Here is a 17533-nt window from a genome sequence, read left to right on the forward strand (position 1 = left end):
CCATTAAGTTAAGGAATTTTGTCATTCCCGCGAAGGCGGGAATCCATCCCTCATTGGCATTATAGCTAGCTCAGAGATAGATCCCCGCCTTCGCGGGGATGACAGATTAATTATTATGCAATTGAGCTTAACTTCAGGCTAATTAAAAAAACGAGTCGCGGTACATGGTGGGCTAGTAAGTTATCAATCGGTTTGTTGTACGCTTATCTTCTTTATCCAATGTCGACTCATTCTCAGGATCCAGAAAAGCTCATTTCTTAAGATTTCATTAAGGATCACTCTGTATAATTGCCCTGCAGTTCAATCATGGAGCCTTTATGCCTAACTTAAGTAATGCCGCGTTACGTGAGAATTCTCTGCGGGAATTTTTAAACCCGATGGGAATTAAAACCGACGATTTAACCATCAAGAGTGTCGAGGGAGTTTTCAGCTTTGAGTTCCCCAATCCCCAGCGCAAACAGGAATTTAGCGAATCAATCCTCAATGTATTAAATGGTTCTGGTGAAAAAAACACCTTAAAAACGATCAAAATTGCGGACATTATTGCCGAAGAAATTGAAAATGCCACCGCGGATCCAGAAGATAAGGAAGCCTGTGAAGGCCTTTTTTCTACCTTGCGAAAATTTTCATGGAATGCAAGCTTTTCAAAAGAGTCCGGCTTTATCGAAATGAAATTGCCTAAACCTGCTTATGCCGGCATGTTCAAATTACTCAAATATCCCAATTTAAGCATTAGCGATGACGGAAAAATTCGCTTCGATATTAAAAAATATATCAAAAGCAGACCCGAGCCATTGATTGCAATCAGCGACTTAAACACCAATCAGGACATGCTTCTGCTTAATAGCGCAGCTCTTGAAGCCAATCGAGTATTCTATGCTACGAAACCTCTTGATGATGGCAACCTGGAGGTCACGCCTTACTTCTTTGTTCCCAGTGCAGTAGTACCTCCTTTATATCGGATAGTGCTTGATATAAGCAGTAGTATGGCAAGTGGTAAACGCATGGAGGGATTAAAAAAGAGTGTGAATGAATTGGCCCAGCAATTATTTGAGTTTCAACCGAATGCCAGAATCAAACTGACTACTTTTTCTGACGGTATTCATGAACTTGGCACTTACGGTAACAACAATCTTAATGATTTTTTAAGAATAATTTCATCCTTGCAGACGAAAGGCGACACACCTTTATATGAAACCACTATCAGGGTGTTAAATGAAATCAGGAATGAACCCGGCTGCAATAATGTTCTGTTGTTTACTGATGGTGAAAATTGCTCCTTTGAGCATATAGGCTTATTTGGCCATCCCAAGACTCGCCCAGACCAGGTCAGTACTGCTCTGAGTCAATTTGGACCAGAAAATGCGGCGCTGAAGGCACGTAACAAATTCTACATTCTGTCTTTTGGTGTCGAACAGGCTCCGGTGATGAAAGATGTGGTCGAAACCTTTAAAGGCCAGATCATTAACATTAACAGCGCGGATTTTTTAGCGGCTTTGAAAGATCCCCAGATTATGAGATCCTGGGCGGCTACCCGCGGTCTTTTCACCACTGTCGTTAAAGTGGCCGGCAAAAATAATGAAGCGTTTGAAGAGTATATCGATCTATCCGGACAATTGCATAGTCTTAAGCCACAAGTCTGCAAACCAGGCGATGAAATTGAGCTTAGTGTGACCGATAGCGAGAATAAGGTCATTATTCATAGTACTCAAACCATTGGCAGTGCCAAGGCAGCTGAGAAAAAAGATTCACCTTCTGTCGCGCGTCTGCTTTCAGGATTAGGGCTTAACGCGGCTCCTGGCGCACAAACTGTCCAGCCAACCGAGCCTGAAATAACCGCCCCTGCCTATCAATAACCTACACAAGGCTTGCCCCTGTGGCCTGACTTCGCTGTCGTCTTTGCGAACGCTCGCAAAGACGATTTTTTTTTGCTCCTATCTTCATTTGGCCGAGGCTGCATAACGCCTCGCTATTATAGACTTTATTTGCTACTCTAAATTAATTAAACAGGCTTAGGAGTACGGATGACTCAGGACACAGAACTTGGCGATTTAATGAAATCAGTTGCCGAAAAAAGTTTGAGCATGATCAGTCAGTTGAAGAATCAACCGGCTGCTTTACCTATGGTGATTAACCAGTATATTGATTTGACCAATGACTTTCAGTCATTAGTAGTCAGCTTGCTGAAAAATCCTGAGCAAGTCTGGCAAATGCAGCTCGCTTACTGGCAAGACGCGATGAGCCTTGCTCAATCCCAGTTTACCTCGTGGCTTGAAGGCAAGCCCATGCCTATTGAAGACAAGCGCTTTAGCAGCGAAGAATGGGTTAACAATCCCTTTTTTAATCTTTTAAGCCAGCATTATTTACTGGCCAGCGAGCATATGAACTCCCTCCTGGAGCATATGGATTATGGGGATAAACAACTCGCTCGCCGAGTGCAATTTTTTACACGGCAATTCCTCGATGCCTTGTCGCCAGCCAATTTCATTGCCACCAATCCGCAGTTAATGGCTGAAACCATCCAAAGCCATGGCAAAAATTTATTACGCGGTTTACAAAATCTGTTAACCGATCTGGAATCAGGCTCTTCCCGTCTCATCATTCAGATGACCGATATGAACGCCTTTAAAATTGGTGAAAATATTGCGACCACACCAGGGAAAGTCATCTTTCGCAATGACATGATGGAACTCATTCAGTTCAAACCGGCGACTGAAACCGTCTATTCCATTCCTTTGTTGATTATTCCACCCTGGATTAACAAATACTATATTCTTGATTTAAGCAAAGACAACTCCTTTATTGGCTGGTTAGTAAGCCAGGGCATTACGGTCTTTGTCATTTCCTGGATTAATCCGGATGCCAGCTATGCGGACAAAGGCCTGTTCGATTACCTGCAGGATGGCCCGATGGCGGCTATCGAGATTATGAAAAAGCAATGCCAGGTCAAGCAGGTCAACACACTGGGCTTTTGTATCGGCGGTACTCTTTTAGCCAGTATGTTAGCCTACTTAAAGGCGCATCAGGAAGATCCCGTTCGCAGCGCCACATTTCTAGCCTCGATGATTGATTTTAGCGATCCTGGCGATATCTCGGTATTCATTGATGAACACCAGATTAAGCGTCTCGAGGAAGAGATGAAGTTGAAAGGTTTTCTGGACGGCCGGTTTATGGCGAGCACCTTTAATTCATTGCGTGCCAATGACTTGATTTGGTCTTTTTTCATCAAAAATTATCTGCGCGGCCAAAATCCGGTTCCCTTTGATATTTTATACTGGAACGCCGATGCGACAAACATGCCAGCAAAAATGCACTCGCAATATCTGCGCTGGATGTACCTGCATAACGATCTGATCAAACCGGGTAAAATCAAACTGAACCATACTCCGCTTGATGTCAGTCAGATTGATATTCCAACTTTCTTTGTTTCCACTAAAAAAGACCATATCGCTCCCTGGCAAACCACTTATACCGGTTTCCAGCATATGAAAGGCAAAAAACAATTCCTTCTTGGAGGCTCAGGCCATATTGCCGGAATCGTCAATCCGCCGCAAAGTCAGAAGTACAGTTATTACACGAACCCCAAAGCGCCAGCAACAGCAGAGGAATGGCTGCAGCAAGCCACTGAGCATGCCGGCTCCTGGTGGCCTGAGTGGCTGAAATGGCTGCAGAAACAATCAGGAGAGCTGGTTGCAGCACCTGATATGGCTAAACTGGCTTTCAAAGCAATTATTGATGCGCCTGGCACCTATGTTCTGAAAAATCATAAAACGCAATCTGAAACAGACGGGACAGAGGCCCCTGCGCCGGCAAGTGTCGCAAAAAAAAAATCGCTTGATTTAGCCCAGTAAGGTTGACCATGCTGCATGACTCTTTAGCAGATGTCTTTCTGTCCTTCAGCCAGCTCAATGTGTTGTTAATCATTGCACTGGCTGGTTTTTTTCTCATCAGCAAGCCCTTGTTTTTTCAAACCGCTTGTCTCACTGCCTTTGATATAGTAGTCAATGTGGCCTTAAAAGGAACTTTTAAAGTGCCCTTGGTCGCCTGGCTAGGAAAAGGCTATGCGTTTCCCAGCGGCCATATGCAGTTATCCACTGTCTTTTATCTGTGGCTGGCCTGGCATACCCCTAGCCGGCCGCTTAAACTACTGATTGCTGCCATTCTTTCGGCTGTCGGAGCCGGCTTGATGCATTATGGCTATCATAATTTCTACGATATTCTTGGCGGCTTGTTATTCGGTGGTATTCTGACCACGCTTTATTGGTACAGCAGCTTGAAATATGCCGTGTATATGCCGTGGATATTGGCCCTTTCCGCCTCTTTGCTAATGATTTACAATAAGTTGCAGTACGATTTGATCCCAAACCATTGCTGGCTTGGGTATTACTGTTTATTGGGTTTCATTCTGGCAGAAAGGATATTATCGAGAGATGAACATAAGCAATACTGGCGCCTGGTGGTTTGGGGTTAGCCTTTCACTGATACTCGGTTTCCTTGCTTTGCAGATTAATCCTTTATTTCCTCCTTCAAAACTTTCTCAGCAGGAATTAACAGAATTAATCAGCTTTTTTAAGTTTATTAAAAATAATACTGCGGCCAATCAGTCAGTTCCCTGAATACCAAACCAGCCGCCTGTGTCACCACCAGCCCAGCAGCTTCCTTTGCAGGCTGCAATTTTACTGGTACAAAGCTGTTTGAATTGTTCAGCCTTACTAATATCCTGATTCTCGAAACCGGCAGGCTGGCAAAGCCTTGCAACATAAGTACCCGGAACCCTGATTTGCCCCATCACGCTGATAGTTGGTGATACAGCATACACGCCTGGTTGATGAGAGTAGCAGGCAATGTAGCATCCCGGTTGTTTGGTATAACTATTGTCCGTGGGCAGATCAACTTTGGTCGCTCCCGGAGAGGGATGATTGATAACTGCCTGTCCCTCAATAACATACACAGGAAAAGGGGAAGGAAGCAGGTTAATATTAGGGTCGGAAGTAGAAATGAGGACTAGCGGCTCGGCATTTGCAACACCGCTAATGACCAGCAACAGACTTGCGAATATTTTTTCCATATTGATTTCCTTTAATCCACCACCTTAAGTATAACCCTTATCTTCGTTGCCGCCACAATAGCTCCCCCTGAAAGCTTCAACCTCTACTTACGTACAAGTAATTGCCAAATTCCTCGACCTTAAGTTTTACTTAAGGTATCCACCGGTAAATTCAGCTAAAATTAACATTATTTAATTAAAAATGAATCAAAATGTTGCATTTCAATCAATTGAATCTCGAAAAAACTGGTGATAAAACAGGCGGCAAAAACAAAGTCGGCGGGTTTTATCGAAACACGGAAACCGGTGAAGAATATTTTATTAAACAACCGGATGATAAGGCAGAGTTATTGACTGAATTACTTGCAGGTTTGATTTTACAAGAGTTTGTAAAGCGCGGTCTGGTTGACAAACTGCATGCATCTTCCCTGATTTGTGCTGACGTTGTTCAAATGCCTGACGGCAGTTATGCACTTATCCAACCCAAAGTTGATTTTGAACTCCTCTATAAAATAATTAACACCGGCTATCGCGATGGTTCTGACCGTGACCCCAGAATTGAAGCAACCAACGGTCCTGCTTACTACATGTCACTTCTGAATACCAGTAATACGTTTGGACTATCAACCACCCTCATGCTTTCAATGTTGCTTGGCGATTACAGTGTGCATAGTGGAAATATGGTGCGCATGACAAAAAACATCGACGGTCAGGTCTGCTATCAATATGGAAAAATTGACTGGGGCGCTGCATTTCGTAATTATGGAAAAAAAGAAAATACTGACCTCATTATTTATGGCTATGAATCCATAGGGGCTTTTAATCTCAAGGGCATCACCAAAGCCTATTTCTTAAATTATCGATATATTCCTGGCTTATTCGAGACAATGGCGGAGAGAGCGCGGCAATTAAATGCCAGACTGCCGCAGGAGCTTCTCATTGATATTATTCATACTGCGCTGAATGAAATACCTGCCGACTTATTGAAGACTAAAAAGCCAGGGCAGCCAGTTTCTAATGATTCACCAGATATTGACTCCCCACTCCAGCAGGAACTTCCTGATTCCGGAGAACAGAAAACGCTTGCCACCCTGGCGAAGGATACCAGTATCAGCAGCTTCAATGCGCTTCGCCTGGGTGATGAGGAAAGTACAAGGGAGCTGGCACAGGAAATGGCCGCCATTATGGGCGGCCGTCTGAATAAAATGGAAACTTTAAAAACACCAGAGGATACTTATAAGGACAAAGCCCGAAAATTGTTTCTGACTGCACCAGATAACAGCATGCATACAAGCATCTATTTTCCCCAGAGGCCCGATCCATCCGTCTGGGAAGAACCTTTCCCGATTCTCGTTAAAGAGTTCATAAAATGGACCTATAAAGATGAATTTGGACAGATTAATATTTCAGCGATAGTAAATCAGCTGAATAGCTATATCGATTTTTGGGCGCAGCAAGGTGAGCTTTTTAATCTCTGGGGGAATCAGGAATCTAATCAGAATATATTCACCCCTTATGCACCCGAAATTGAGACGGAAGCTCTGCGTGGACATGCCTATCTTCCTCAATACCGTGAAGCGACTTTACTGCGGCGAATGGCTTATAGCTATCTGCACATTGACGAAGCCCATCCATTAGGCGTATTCATAACGCACCGTATTGCTCTTTATGAAGGAGCGATTGAGCGCTATGTACAAACTCATCCCGACTCATATTGGGTTTTATGCCAGAATGCCATTACTGAGGCCCAGGCTATCGTCAATAACCTGCACGTATTGCAAAAAATACAATCATCACCTGACGCACCATCCCTTAACGAAGAGCATCTGAAAGAATTTAAAGACGCTATTAGTAAGTTTTTGCACCATAATAAGAAACTGGAGGAGAGCTTCCAACAGTTAGTTCCGCAAAAAACAGACAGCGAAAGGTACAGCAGCGAGTTTTTTTACCCATTTAAGGAAGATGAGTTAAAGGCTTTGTCTGACGATCAGCTGGCCACTATTTGTCTTGAGGAATTAAACGCCAGGAAAGTGAGCTCTTTACTCACTCGAATTGTAAGTAACGATGAACTCTATTTGAAAGTACAAGCCGCTCTTTCAAAAGATGTATTTACCAAGAGAGTGGATTCCCCAGCTGGCAAAACCGCCGAATTAGCAAAATTTTATCTATTTATTAATACATACAAGCAATTCAGTGTTGCCGAAACTTATATTCAAAAACAGGAAGAACGACTGCGGATGGCCGAACAACTTAAAAAACTGGACACTAATTTGCAGGAAGAGGCCGTTTTACTTCTTCAGGAAGCAGATGACAGACTGTTGGCTCTGCATCAACTGGAAATCGATTTTGAACAGGCTTTGGAAGCATTCCAAAGCAATATCAGCCTGAGCACACTGGAACTGTTAAAATCTCATTATGAAATGCTGCCTTCTGATGTTAAGAAAAGCAAAGAGCAAAGTCTGGAAATGGCAGAGAAATCACTGGAGCAATTGCAACTGGAGACGGCTTATCTTTTATCACTTGAAAAATATGAGCAAAATTCCACAACTGAGCACTTTGAACTGTTGAAAACACACTATGAAAAATTAAAGGATCCACAGCAAATCAAGCATCAATCAAGTTACCAAAACGCTTCGGAAAAGAATGAAACACAAGTTCGGATCGCTGATTGTCAAAGCAAATTATCAGAATTCGAAAAAGATAATACCATGGCTAATCTCAATGCCCTGGAATTGGCTTTTAAAGCCTTACCTGCCGAACATAAACCCCAGTTTGAAGCGGATTATACCAAAGCCTTACGATTCATGAACTTTAAAAAACTTTACGATGAGATTAGGGGGGATGAGGTATCTGTTCAGCGGTTTCTTAACCTTTCTGAACCACTTCTTAAACGATATGCCAGCATGGACAATACAAAAAAAGGAACCTATCAGAAAGAGTATGAAAAGCTGCTGGAAAAAGAGAAACAATATCGAATATTAGTCGCTGAAAAGGTGGTGTCTGAGACAACTCCTGTGAAAGAAATCAATCCTGTATTGAAAAAGGTGTTTTCCAACCCTGACTTGGCGGGGGACCAGGTTGAATTACAGCTCTTCAGGCAAGAGCTGCTCAGCGATCAGCGATTATGGAACGCAGTAAAATCCTCAAGCACCCCGTTAAAGCCTGAAATTGCCGCCGATTTAGTCAGTTTAAAGCAGTTTCATGACGAGAGAGTGTTAAAAAATCATAAGAACAAGTATGGCGAAGAATATACAGCGTCTTTGGATCGATTTTATGAGCAAACGCTCAAAACCCGCTTGTCTGATCAGCCAATTAAAGAGCAGGCAGAGGCCATGAAAAAGGCGGCCAAAAAGGAATTTCAGCCTCGCCATTCGACCAGGCGTTTCATTGCAGATTTAGCCATGGTACTTACCACCCTTTTTGGCGGTGTTTTTGTGGGTCTGGGTCGAAAAGCCGCAGGCAAAACCTATTTTTTCAGCTCGGCGGAAGTCAAAACGACTCGTGAGCAAGATTTTGATTCCATGTTGAATAAAGAGCAAAAGAAAACGGAGGAAGAGTCTTCCGAAACCCTGTTTAAAAAGCCTTTTAGCGGTGGATAATTGACAACACATTAGAGAGTGTTCATTAAATTGTGTCAATACTCAATTTGATGAACACTCTTATAAATTTAAGCAGAAACCTCGGTCGTGTGAACCTGCGGCAGGTGCTCAGTCAAGCTGACAATATGTACGTACACCGATTGCTCCTGAGCATTGGTTAATTTGAATAATTGCTCATTGCTGGCAAGATTGGGATCATTAATCTGGGTCACATGGGTGCTTTCCAGACTAATACTGTCGAAGTTCATGCTGGCTGCTGATTGTTTGCCATCAGCAACAATTTTTAACACATTAACATCTTCTCCCGTACTTAATTCAAATACGAGTTGATTATTTTGAATCAATTGATGAATCGCTTCGTAATCCAATTGCAGGTTATTGTTTCCTTGCCCGGTCATATCAATGATTTCCCAATTTGACTGAAAATGCTCCTTAATTTCTGAAGCACTCAAGCCCATATTCAGCTGGTCAAACTGTATGGTGTCAGTTCCGGAAGTGCCGGACATAATCCCCAAATGGCTTAGATCATCAGTCACATGCACCACCTCATCGCCTGCACTCAAACTGGAGAGATCCTGGGCCGCCATCAGGCCGCTGAAACCGAGATCTTCAATGCTGACATTGTAGTTAATCTGGCTATGCCCAACCGCTCCGCCATCATCGGTAACCGCAAAATGAATTGAGCGCGTGCCGGCGCTGCTTTCAGATGCCACCGGTACAAACGTTATCGCCTGAAGTAACAATTCAAATACATCGACAGGCACTGCTCCGGCATGCCCTGAAAAAAGCAGATGATAAGGGTTTCCGTCATTGATCTGGCTGATGTCAATCTGATAGTTCTGGTTCTGATAGTTAATGGTTATGCTGTTTGTTCCAACCGTTATACCCGGTAGTGTTCCATTAAACTGCAACAGATCACCCGCCAGAAATCCGCTGGTGCTGATTTCAACGCTGGTAATACCTGAACTGTCAATATCGGTCAAGGTATTAATACCTGAAGCGGAGGTGGTGGTCAACTGGTTGATGTTGGTGCCAATATTCACACTAAACACTAAATCATTGTAATCACTGTCGCCAGTTCCATATAAGTCTTCAAAACCAATAAGCAGAAGCCCGGCATAATCAGCCATATTCCCAGTGTTATTGAAGCTGATACCGCCAATTGCATGGGCATCGTTGCTTACAGAAGCATCCGCATTAAGGCTTTTGTCGTGTGAAAAAAACACATCACCGCTCACTACGGTACCATTGATTTTGACCTGCCCATTTTCAATAGTCACGTCATTATTCAGAGCCGCCAGACTGGAATAGTTTCCCTGAATTAAATTGGCATTAAAGGCCAGATTAGAACCATTGGCAATTACAAAGAAACCAATCCCCTGGCCCGGCTGAATCCCCTCAGTAATCGTATAGGAAGCGGACTGAGCAATACCAAAACGGACATTGGAGAGCGAGCTTCCATCAGGGGTATCCGTTGCCAGCCACATAAAGCCCACTTTATCCGAAATAATTTGCCCATTGCTATCAAAAATATAATACCCAACTAGATTATTATAACCAGAGCCTTCGGTAACAAAATTGACTGTCACCTGAACAGGGGTATTAATTATAGTATTGGACAAATCCACTCCATACTCAGGCACCGTAATCGTTTGCCCCCCGCTGCCGCTCAGTTTCTGCGACAGAAGATACTGGGCCGCCTGTGCATCAGTCAACTGCAATCCCTGTGCGTCCCGGAAAAACTCAATCGATTGATTTATAACACTAAGGACGGGTGGCGAATCCACGGCATTGAATATTGAGGTATCCTGTACGCTTAAAGCGTTGCCATTATTGTCCTGGCCAAATACCCGCAATGTCAAAACACCATCAGCAAGCCCTGAAGCATTCAACTGGCTTATATGAAACATACCATTGCCATCTACCACCGTCATGCCTGAAATCTGGTTTCCATTGACATCACTAAGAGTAAAATTAACAACACCTGAAGCAAAATCAATTGCCTGTCCACTGATATCAATGAGGGGCGAATAATTAGTGGTCACCAGATCAGCAGTCAGCGAGCTGGCAATAGCATCGAGGCTGGCATTCTGGGTAGCAGTCAAAGGATCGCCATTATTGTCAATTCCCGTAACCTGCACTGAAATATTGCCATCAGTCAGAGAGGAAACATTCAGTTGACTGATTTGAAAGGAACCATCACCATTAACGATGGCATTCGTAACTACCTGATGACCGTGACTGTCACTGACAATAACCGCCAGTACCGTTCCCGGATAAATATCAGTGGACTGACCGCTGATGTCCACCAGTGAGGAATGATTGTAGGTCACCAGCTGGGTGCTTAGTGCACTTTGCAGGGCATCCAGCTCAGTAATATCACTGGCCGACACACTAAAACCATTGTTGTCTGTTCCACTGACCTGGATACTGACATTTCCATCCACTAAGCCAGAGACATCAAACTGGCTAAGTAGAAACGAACCATCACTATTGACCGTAGCTGTAGTGGTGAGCTGATTCCCATGGCTATCAGTAATGGTTATATCGAGAACGCTCCCCGGATACACATCCACGGTTTGGCCGCTGATATCGACTAAAGGAGAGTGGGAATAGGTCGTTAGCTCTGTAGTTAAGGCGCCTTGCAAGGCATCCAGAACAGTGGGAACATTTGTAGTTCTGCTGAAACCATTATTATCGACACCTACCACTTCCAGCGTAATGCTGCCGTCTATCAAGCCGGACAGATCCAGTTGATTGAGCTGGTAGCTTCCATCATTATTAACCACCGCAGTAGCCGATACCTGATTTCCGTGGCTGTCTGTAAGCGTAATGATGACGAGGTTTCCTGGATAAATATCCACTGTCTGGCCACTGATATCAACAAAAGGTGAATGCAGGAAAGTTGTAATTTGCGCATTAACAGAACCTTCGAGTGCATCCAGTTCTGCTGCAGCATTTGCGGTTCGCCCGGTATCATTATTGTCCACACCACTGACGGTGATAGCAATATCCCCATCAATCAAAGACGAAGCATCAAACTGGCTGAGTTGAAAGCGGCCGTCACTGCCAACCGTCGCTGTAGTGTGAATCTGATTGCCATGGCTATCAGTAATGATGACATTAATAATACTTCCTGCAGGAATATCCTTTGTCAGCCCATTGATATCAATTAATGGAGAATGGATAATCGTGCTCGCCTGGGCGCTGATTGAACCGGCAATGGCATCAAATATGGCCTGCGCAACCGCTTTTACTGTATAGCCATTATTATCTACACCAGAGATAGAGACTGTAAGCTTGCCATCCGTGAGGGAGGCGCCATTGATATTCGACAGACTGAAACTGCCATCCGGGTTTATAATGACTTTCGCATTGACCACTTGCCCATGTTTATCAGTTATCACAGCATTTAAAATTCGCCCTGGCAGAATATCTGCAGACGTACCTCCAATTGCCATAGCGCTCTGATTTTGTTGGGTAACCAGATTAATTTTAAGCGCCCCCTGCACCGCATCAAGCACTAACTGATCACTGGCACTAACCACTTGATTCAGCTCATCGACCACCGTAGCATTGATGTGCAACACGCCATCAATTAAACCGGATACATTGATACCATTTAAACTGTAACCTCCAACAGCATTAACAGGGATAACTGATCGCACTGAATTTCCCTGGCTATCGGTAATCGTAACGATGACCGTTGAACCGGGCGCTATATTAACAGTCCTGCCAGTTAGATTCATTGAATAACCGCTGCCAGAACTTCGCAAGGCCAACTGCCCGTCAACTGATAATTGACCTGGCGAGTGCGGCTCATAAATAATCACATCGGGCGTTTGGGGGTTGTAGGGCTGTGGTTGAATGAACTCCGAGTGCTCAGACTCTCGTGTTTGCTCATTACTCGTGGTCGCTGTATTTGTTGGGTTTTCGACTGATTTTCCGCGCGGTTTATACTCAGCGAGAGCCCCTTCCTGAAAATGATCTCCTAAAGAAACCAGTACCGACTGAGTTGAAAAATCATTGCTGTCGCCCATGAGTTCCAATCGGCTAACCAGCGTTTTAAAAAGTTCGAGGAGGAATGAAAAATTAAAAAAGCCATAGGAGGCGTCTTCACCTTCAGCTGAAGGAAACCAGTCATCCCAGGTTTTATAAGCGACATAGCTGGTCACTGAGGAAGCAATGGCAACAGCGAGGAGGGCCAGATAATACTGGTTGCTTCGATTATATCCCATGTTGTTCATCTGATTCAGATCATACAGGGATATTAATTGATATAATTGCGGCGAATTGGATTCTATCGCATCAAACAACACGCTGGTTAATTTGAAGCGAAATCCATTCATCAGCTTTAACAACTGATGATCATTCGTTTCTATTACAAGGCTTCCTAGCGACGTATCAATTATATCATTTTCAATTATTATAAAATTTTCATTGACAACCAGCTCGTTCATGCTTCTGTAAACTTGAACAACTCCATCTGTCTGATATACGCGAAGAATGCGAGTGGAATTATGTGCAACCATTAAAACCCCCCAACGTATTACTTAAGTATACATAAGTGAACAATTATTGCACAATAGAAAGCGATAAGGATATGTAAATTTATTGAACAGAGTTGTATCCCTGTGCAGAGCCCCCGACCCGCACTGCCATTAAGTTAAGGAAATTTTGTCTTTCCCGCGAAGGCGGGAATCCATTCCTCAATTGGCATTATAGCGAGCTTAGAGATGGATCCCCGCCTTCGCGGGGAGGACAGTTTATATACAACTGAGCTTAACTTAATGGCAGTGCCCCCGACCCGGAGGCTCTAATACGAAGAAAGTGTGAAGAAGTTAGAAATAAACCCCGATTTGGGCTATCACTGAATCGGCGGATTGCCCGGTACCTACAGTGTTAGAATTCAGTAAGCCGGGCGCTGTAGCACCATTAGCAAAGTCGGTAACAGGAAAGTCTGTATCATGGCGGTATTCAAGACTTTCCACTGTGTCTTTCCACAAAGAAATATTGAATACTCCGGCAATACGACGTTTCGGTAAATTGAGCGCAAGCGTTTGCTGAGACCACTGGTAACCCAGAGCCAAAGAAGCCGGTTTATCAAAAGCCATGAATGTGACCGCACCCTCAAGCTGAGCGCCTTGGGGTTTTGCGCCATATCCATTAAAGCTTAGATCCTGAGTACGAAAAGCCTTGCTTGCTCCTACCCATTCAGCGGTTAAACTGTAGCGGTCAAAGCTGATATTTCCATGAATATTCAACCCTTGTCTTTTTGCGACTGCTTCATTTCCATTGGTTGGTGAAGCAAAACCGCCAAAAGTGGTTAAGGGTGCCGAGCCGGTGCTCTGAAGTCCTTGCGCATCATTAATGGAGCCTATCAGGCCGCCGCCAATTTCCCCAGACGCATCCCCGTGCTTAAATATATAACCCAGATTGACTCCCCCCACTGCAGAATGGCCCAGTGTCGTGTCCGACTTGTAACCATAAACCGCTGCAAATGGACCCGTATCAGTCTGTGACTTGTATCCAAGGATGAATGGTCTGGTTTTTGTGCGCGTAATCGACTGGGTAATCGGGGAACTAATCATTGAACTGGAGTAACGTCCGAAAGGTGCATAGAGCTGTCCGGCGGTAAAATAAAAAGGACTTTCATCCAGATTACCAATGTTCACAAACCCAAGGTTCAGGCCAAAGGCAGAATTCGCCAGGCGCTGGCCTCCTACATCCGGGGGACTCTCATCATAAGCAATACCGATAAATGCCTCAACATAACTATTCAAGGCCGCTGCCACGTCTAACTCACTCGATCCAAGCGTCAAATCACCACTTGATTGTCCCACATAGGGTTGACTGAAACTGGCAACTGGTTCCGCCTTCCCGCTTAATGCAATGATTGGAATATGGGGAATTGGATAACCGATATTTTTGTAAGCATCATAGAGTCGCCGACGTTGCTGCATTAAACGAATGTCCCGATTAATACTGGAAATATTCACAATATAATCAGAACCATCAAATGCAGGGCGATCGCCTAAATAGGGAGAGGTTACAACTGGTGTTCCTGCAATATAAGTAACTACCTGGTTATCAGCCAGGAGTGCTGTTGGGTAAAATCCAATAGACTCCGGGTGACCCTCGGGAGTATGCACAGTGATATTGGCATTGTGAAAAACACGCGTCCCTTTTTGTGTCGTGGGCACTGATTTTGCCGCTGGCGTGCTTGCCGTCTGTTGGCGTTTTGTTTCTGCCTTCCGCGCGATTGGAGCTGGCGCTGTTTTTGTGCGATTTGTCTTTTTAGGCGCAGCTCTTTTAACCGTACTCTTATTCGCTGATGGTTGAGCAACTAACTGCTTTTGTAACTGGCTTAATTGATTTTGCAACTCTTGAGTCTGGCGTTGTAATTGCAGAATTTGCTGTTGGAGCTGCTCGTTATCGGCTGCAATAACCGGGGCTGTGACTGCGGCCAGGGCAAGGATTAAAGCTTTGTGTTTCACGGGTACTCCTGACTATTCTTTTTTTTCTTCCACATAAGGCGTGGTCGATTATAGCCTGCCGAACCCGGACTGACTAGAATAATTGCACATTATTTATCATGATCAACGAGATTTTTTAAGCTGCGGAAATTTGAGATCTATTTCTTTCATTGCATAGAACAATTGGGAAATAGATCTCCATGTTCACTTAATTGATATAGTGAACTTTTACTTTAGGTCAGTTGCTTAGCCTACCCATTTAAGACCCAGGTATGGACCATACAGCCCGAAATCACTATAGGCTACGACGCGTGTACAGCATTGAAATTCCACGTCTTGCAGGGCATTGAAATAGTTAAGTACATGATAACCGCCTTGAATATTCAATACACCCTGAGCTACTGGGTACGCATAGTTCGCGCCCAACTTGGCTTCAAAGCTTGGAACGATACTGTGTTTTGAACCATAATCATTCAGAGCAACCAGGCCGACATTGTACACATCTGCACGATTAATTCTTGAAGTTCCATACAGAATAGAACCTGCAGTATTTGCAGTGATGCTAAAGCTCGGAGATAAGTCGTAAGAGTAATCGATGCCGATAACCGGACCCACTCCATTGAAATCTGTATTATTAAATGTTCTGATACCAAAGGTAGCTGCCTGAACAGTTAATGGAAGATTGTAGTAATTAGTCGCATCAACCTGAATATCAGCATACTGTAAACCGCCATAAAAACGAGCGTTCTTAAGCAATCCAAAATCTACATGCTGACCCATAACCACATTGACCTGATCAAAGCGATTATCAACATACTGACGATAAGTACCTGGGATAAAACTTTGAGTTGTAGCAACATAGAACGGACCAAAGTAAGGACCGAGTTTACTGTCAGCATCATAATGCATCCAGGTTGCAGTAATATCATTGCCAGTGCGGAAATGATAGGAACCCTCTAATCGATAACCCCAACCCCAGTCAGGATCAACGTCATTATAATACGTAGAGGAAAGATTGGACAGTAAAGTACCACCCAGTCTATAACCACGGCTAGCACTGTAAATAGGTTGCAGGTAAAGCGCCTGTATTCCCAAATCCCATTGTTTTGCTTCACAAGGAACAGTCACATCGCCCGGTGTGCAAGTAGGTGCAGGGGGCTCAGAGTACATTCCTGCAGCAGCCATGCTGCTTACAGTCAAGCCTAATACAGCCAAAGTCATTTTTTTCAACATATTCACTCCATTCTGTAAAAAAAAGCCCATCACTAGTGATGGGCTTTACTAAAGCTGTACTACGATTATACGTTACCGACCCATTTCAGACCAACGTAAGGACCGTGCAGAGCAAAGTCGCTTTCGCTAACAGTTGGGAAACCAGCTGCAGGGTAACCAACGTGGTTAACGTTGAAGTAGTTGACCCACATCCAACCAGCATCCAGAGTCAGATCACCTTGAGCCATTGCGTAAGTGTATTTAGCACCCAGTTTAGCTTCCAACTCAGGAACCATAGAAGTTTTGGAACCGTGAGCGTAGCCCAGGCTTGAGGCAACCAGGTTGTTGCTGAAATCGCTGTCACCAACCAGGATTGCAGTAGCGCCGTTTGCATAGATTGCAAACCCGTTACCCCAGTCGTAAGACATGTCAGCACCAACACGAGGACCGAAACCGTTGAATTTAGTTTCGAAACGAGTGTTCTGGATGTTGTAGTTGTACCATGGACGCAGTCTCAGATCATGTTCGATGCGAGCGTATTGAACACCACCGTGGAAACGGATGTTTTTGAACTCACCGAAATCAACGTGTTGACCAAATTCGACGTTAACAGCATCCCATTTAGGTTCCCAGCTCAGGTGGTAAGGAACGTTGCCTTCCAGGAAGTAGTCGTAAGTGTTAACATTGCGATCGTCATCATTATCCCAATGGTACCAGTTTACAGTCAGGTCATTTCCAGTGCTGAAGTGGTAAGAACCTTCGATTTTGAAGCCCCAATCGAAATCAGGCTCATTTTCGTTGAAACGGTAGTTGCCAGTGAAAGGATCAACATAAGCACCGTGGTAACCAAAATCGCCATTGTAAACAGGCTCAAGATAAAGAGCTGATACGCCGAAGTCCCAAGCTGTTCTTTCGCAAGGAACTGTAACATTACCAGGGGTACATACAGGACCCATGGTTCCAGCAAATACTGCACTGCTACCTAAAGCAAGAACAGCTACCGCTGTTTTTTTCAAATTTAACATGCTTCATCTCCACTTTTTTATTATTAATTTCCCGTTTTGCTGTCAAACCATTGAAGGTTGACGACAGTACGCAATCATCGCTCTAACCGAGAACGTACATGGGCAAATTATCAAGCGCCAATTTGGCAAAGTCAACAGTATTTCATCTAATTTTCAATATAATTTTTAAAAACT

At 44.1% G+C, this 17533-nt stretch carries 9 protein-coding genes; 4 read left to right on the forward strand and 5 right to left on the reverse strand.

Going from position 1 to position 17533, the window contains the following annotated elements; translation table 11 throughout:
• The first annotated feature begins 317 nt into the window (after positions 1-317).
• The 3 genes from B1207_RS07030 (at position 318) to B1207_RS07040 (ending at position 4471) form a co-directional block, all read left to right on the forward strand.
• The gene (locus tag B1207_RS07030; RefSeq protein WP_112219297.1) at positions 318-1856 is read left to right on the forward strand and encodes a vWA domain-containing protein; all 1539 of its coding nucleotides are present in this window, start codon (positions 318-320) and stop codon (positions 1854-1856) included.
• Between the two features lie 168 nt (positions 1857-2024).
• Complete coding sequence (locus B1207_RS07035; RefSeq protein WP_112219298.1) at positions 2025-3851, forward strand: PHA/PHB synthase family protein; 1827 nt, start codon at positions 2025-2027, stop codon at positions 3849-3851.
• An 8-nt stretch (positions 3852-3859) separates the two neighbouring features.
• Complete coding sequence (locus B1207_RS07040) at positions 3860-4471, forward strand: phosphatase PAP2 family protein (protein WP_112219299.1); 612 nt, start codon at positions 3860-3862, stop codon at positions 4469-4471.
• A gap of 129 nt (positions 4472-4600) precedes the next feature.
• Here B1207_RS07040 and B1207_RS07050 read toward each other — a convergent pair whose 3' ends face one another.
• Positions 4601-5068, reverse strand: coding sequence for a hypothetical protein (locus B1207_RS07050; RefSeq protein WP_112219301.1), 468 nt, complete (start codon positions 5066-5068; stop codon positions 4601-4603).
• Between the two features lie 191 nt (positions 5069-5259).
• Between B1207_RS07050 and B1207_RS07055 the strand changes: the two genes are divergently transcribed.
• The gene (locus tag B1207_RS07055; RefSeq protein WP_112219302.1) at positions 5260-8646 is read left to right on the forward strand and encodes a LepB GTPase-activating domain-containing protein; all 3387 of its coding nucleotides are present in this window, start codon (positions 5260-5262) and stop codon (positions 8644-8646) included.
• A 68-nt stretch (positions 8647-8714) separates the two neighbouring features.
• On the opposite strand, the gene B1207_RS07060 is transcribed toward B1207_RS07055, so the two are convergent.
• The 4 genes from B1207_RS07060 to B1207_RS07075 all read right to left on the reverse strand — a co-directional run bounded on the left by B1207_RS07060 (position 8715) and on the right by B1207_RS07075 (position 17359).
• Positions 8715-13178, reverse strand: coding sequence for a beta strand repeat-containing protein (locus tag B1207_RS07060; RefSeq protein ID WP_112219303.1), 4464 nt, complete (start codon positions 13176-13178; stop codon positions 8715-8717).
• Positions 13179-13487: 309 nt separating this feature from the next.
• A complete protein-coding gene (locus tag B1207_RS07065) occupies positions 13488-15143 on the reverse strand; it encodes an LbtU family siderophore porin (protein ID WP_112219304.1) in 1656 nt (551 codons plus the stop codon).
• A 225-nt stretch (positions 15144-15368) separates the two neighbouring features.
• The gene (locus tag B1207_RS07070; protein ID WP_112219305.1) at positions 15369-16355 is read right to left on the reverse strand and encodes an Lpg1974 family pore-forming outer membrane protein; all 987 of its coding nucleotides are present in this window, start codon (positions 16353-16355) and stop codon (positions 15369-15371) included.
• Positions 16356-16420: 65 nt separating this feature from the next.
• The gene (locus B1207_RS07075; RefSeq protein ID WP_112219306.1) at positions 16421-17359 is read right to left on the reverse strand and encodes an Lpg1974 family pore-forming outer membrane protein; all 939 of its coding nucleotides are present in this window, start codon (positions 17357-17359) and stop codon (positions 16421-16423) included.
• Positions 17360-17533 lie beyond the last annotated feature (174 nt).

The organism is Legionella quinlivanii (assembly GCF_003265995.1).
Classification (GTDB): domain Bacteria; phylum Pseudomonadota; class Gammaproteobacteria; order Legionellales; family Legionellaceae; genus Legionella_C; species Legionella_C quinlivanii_A.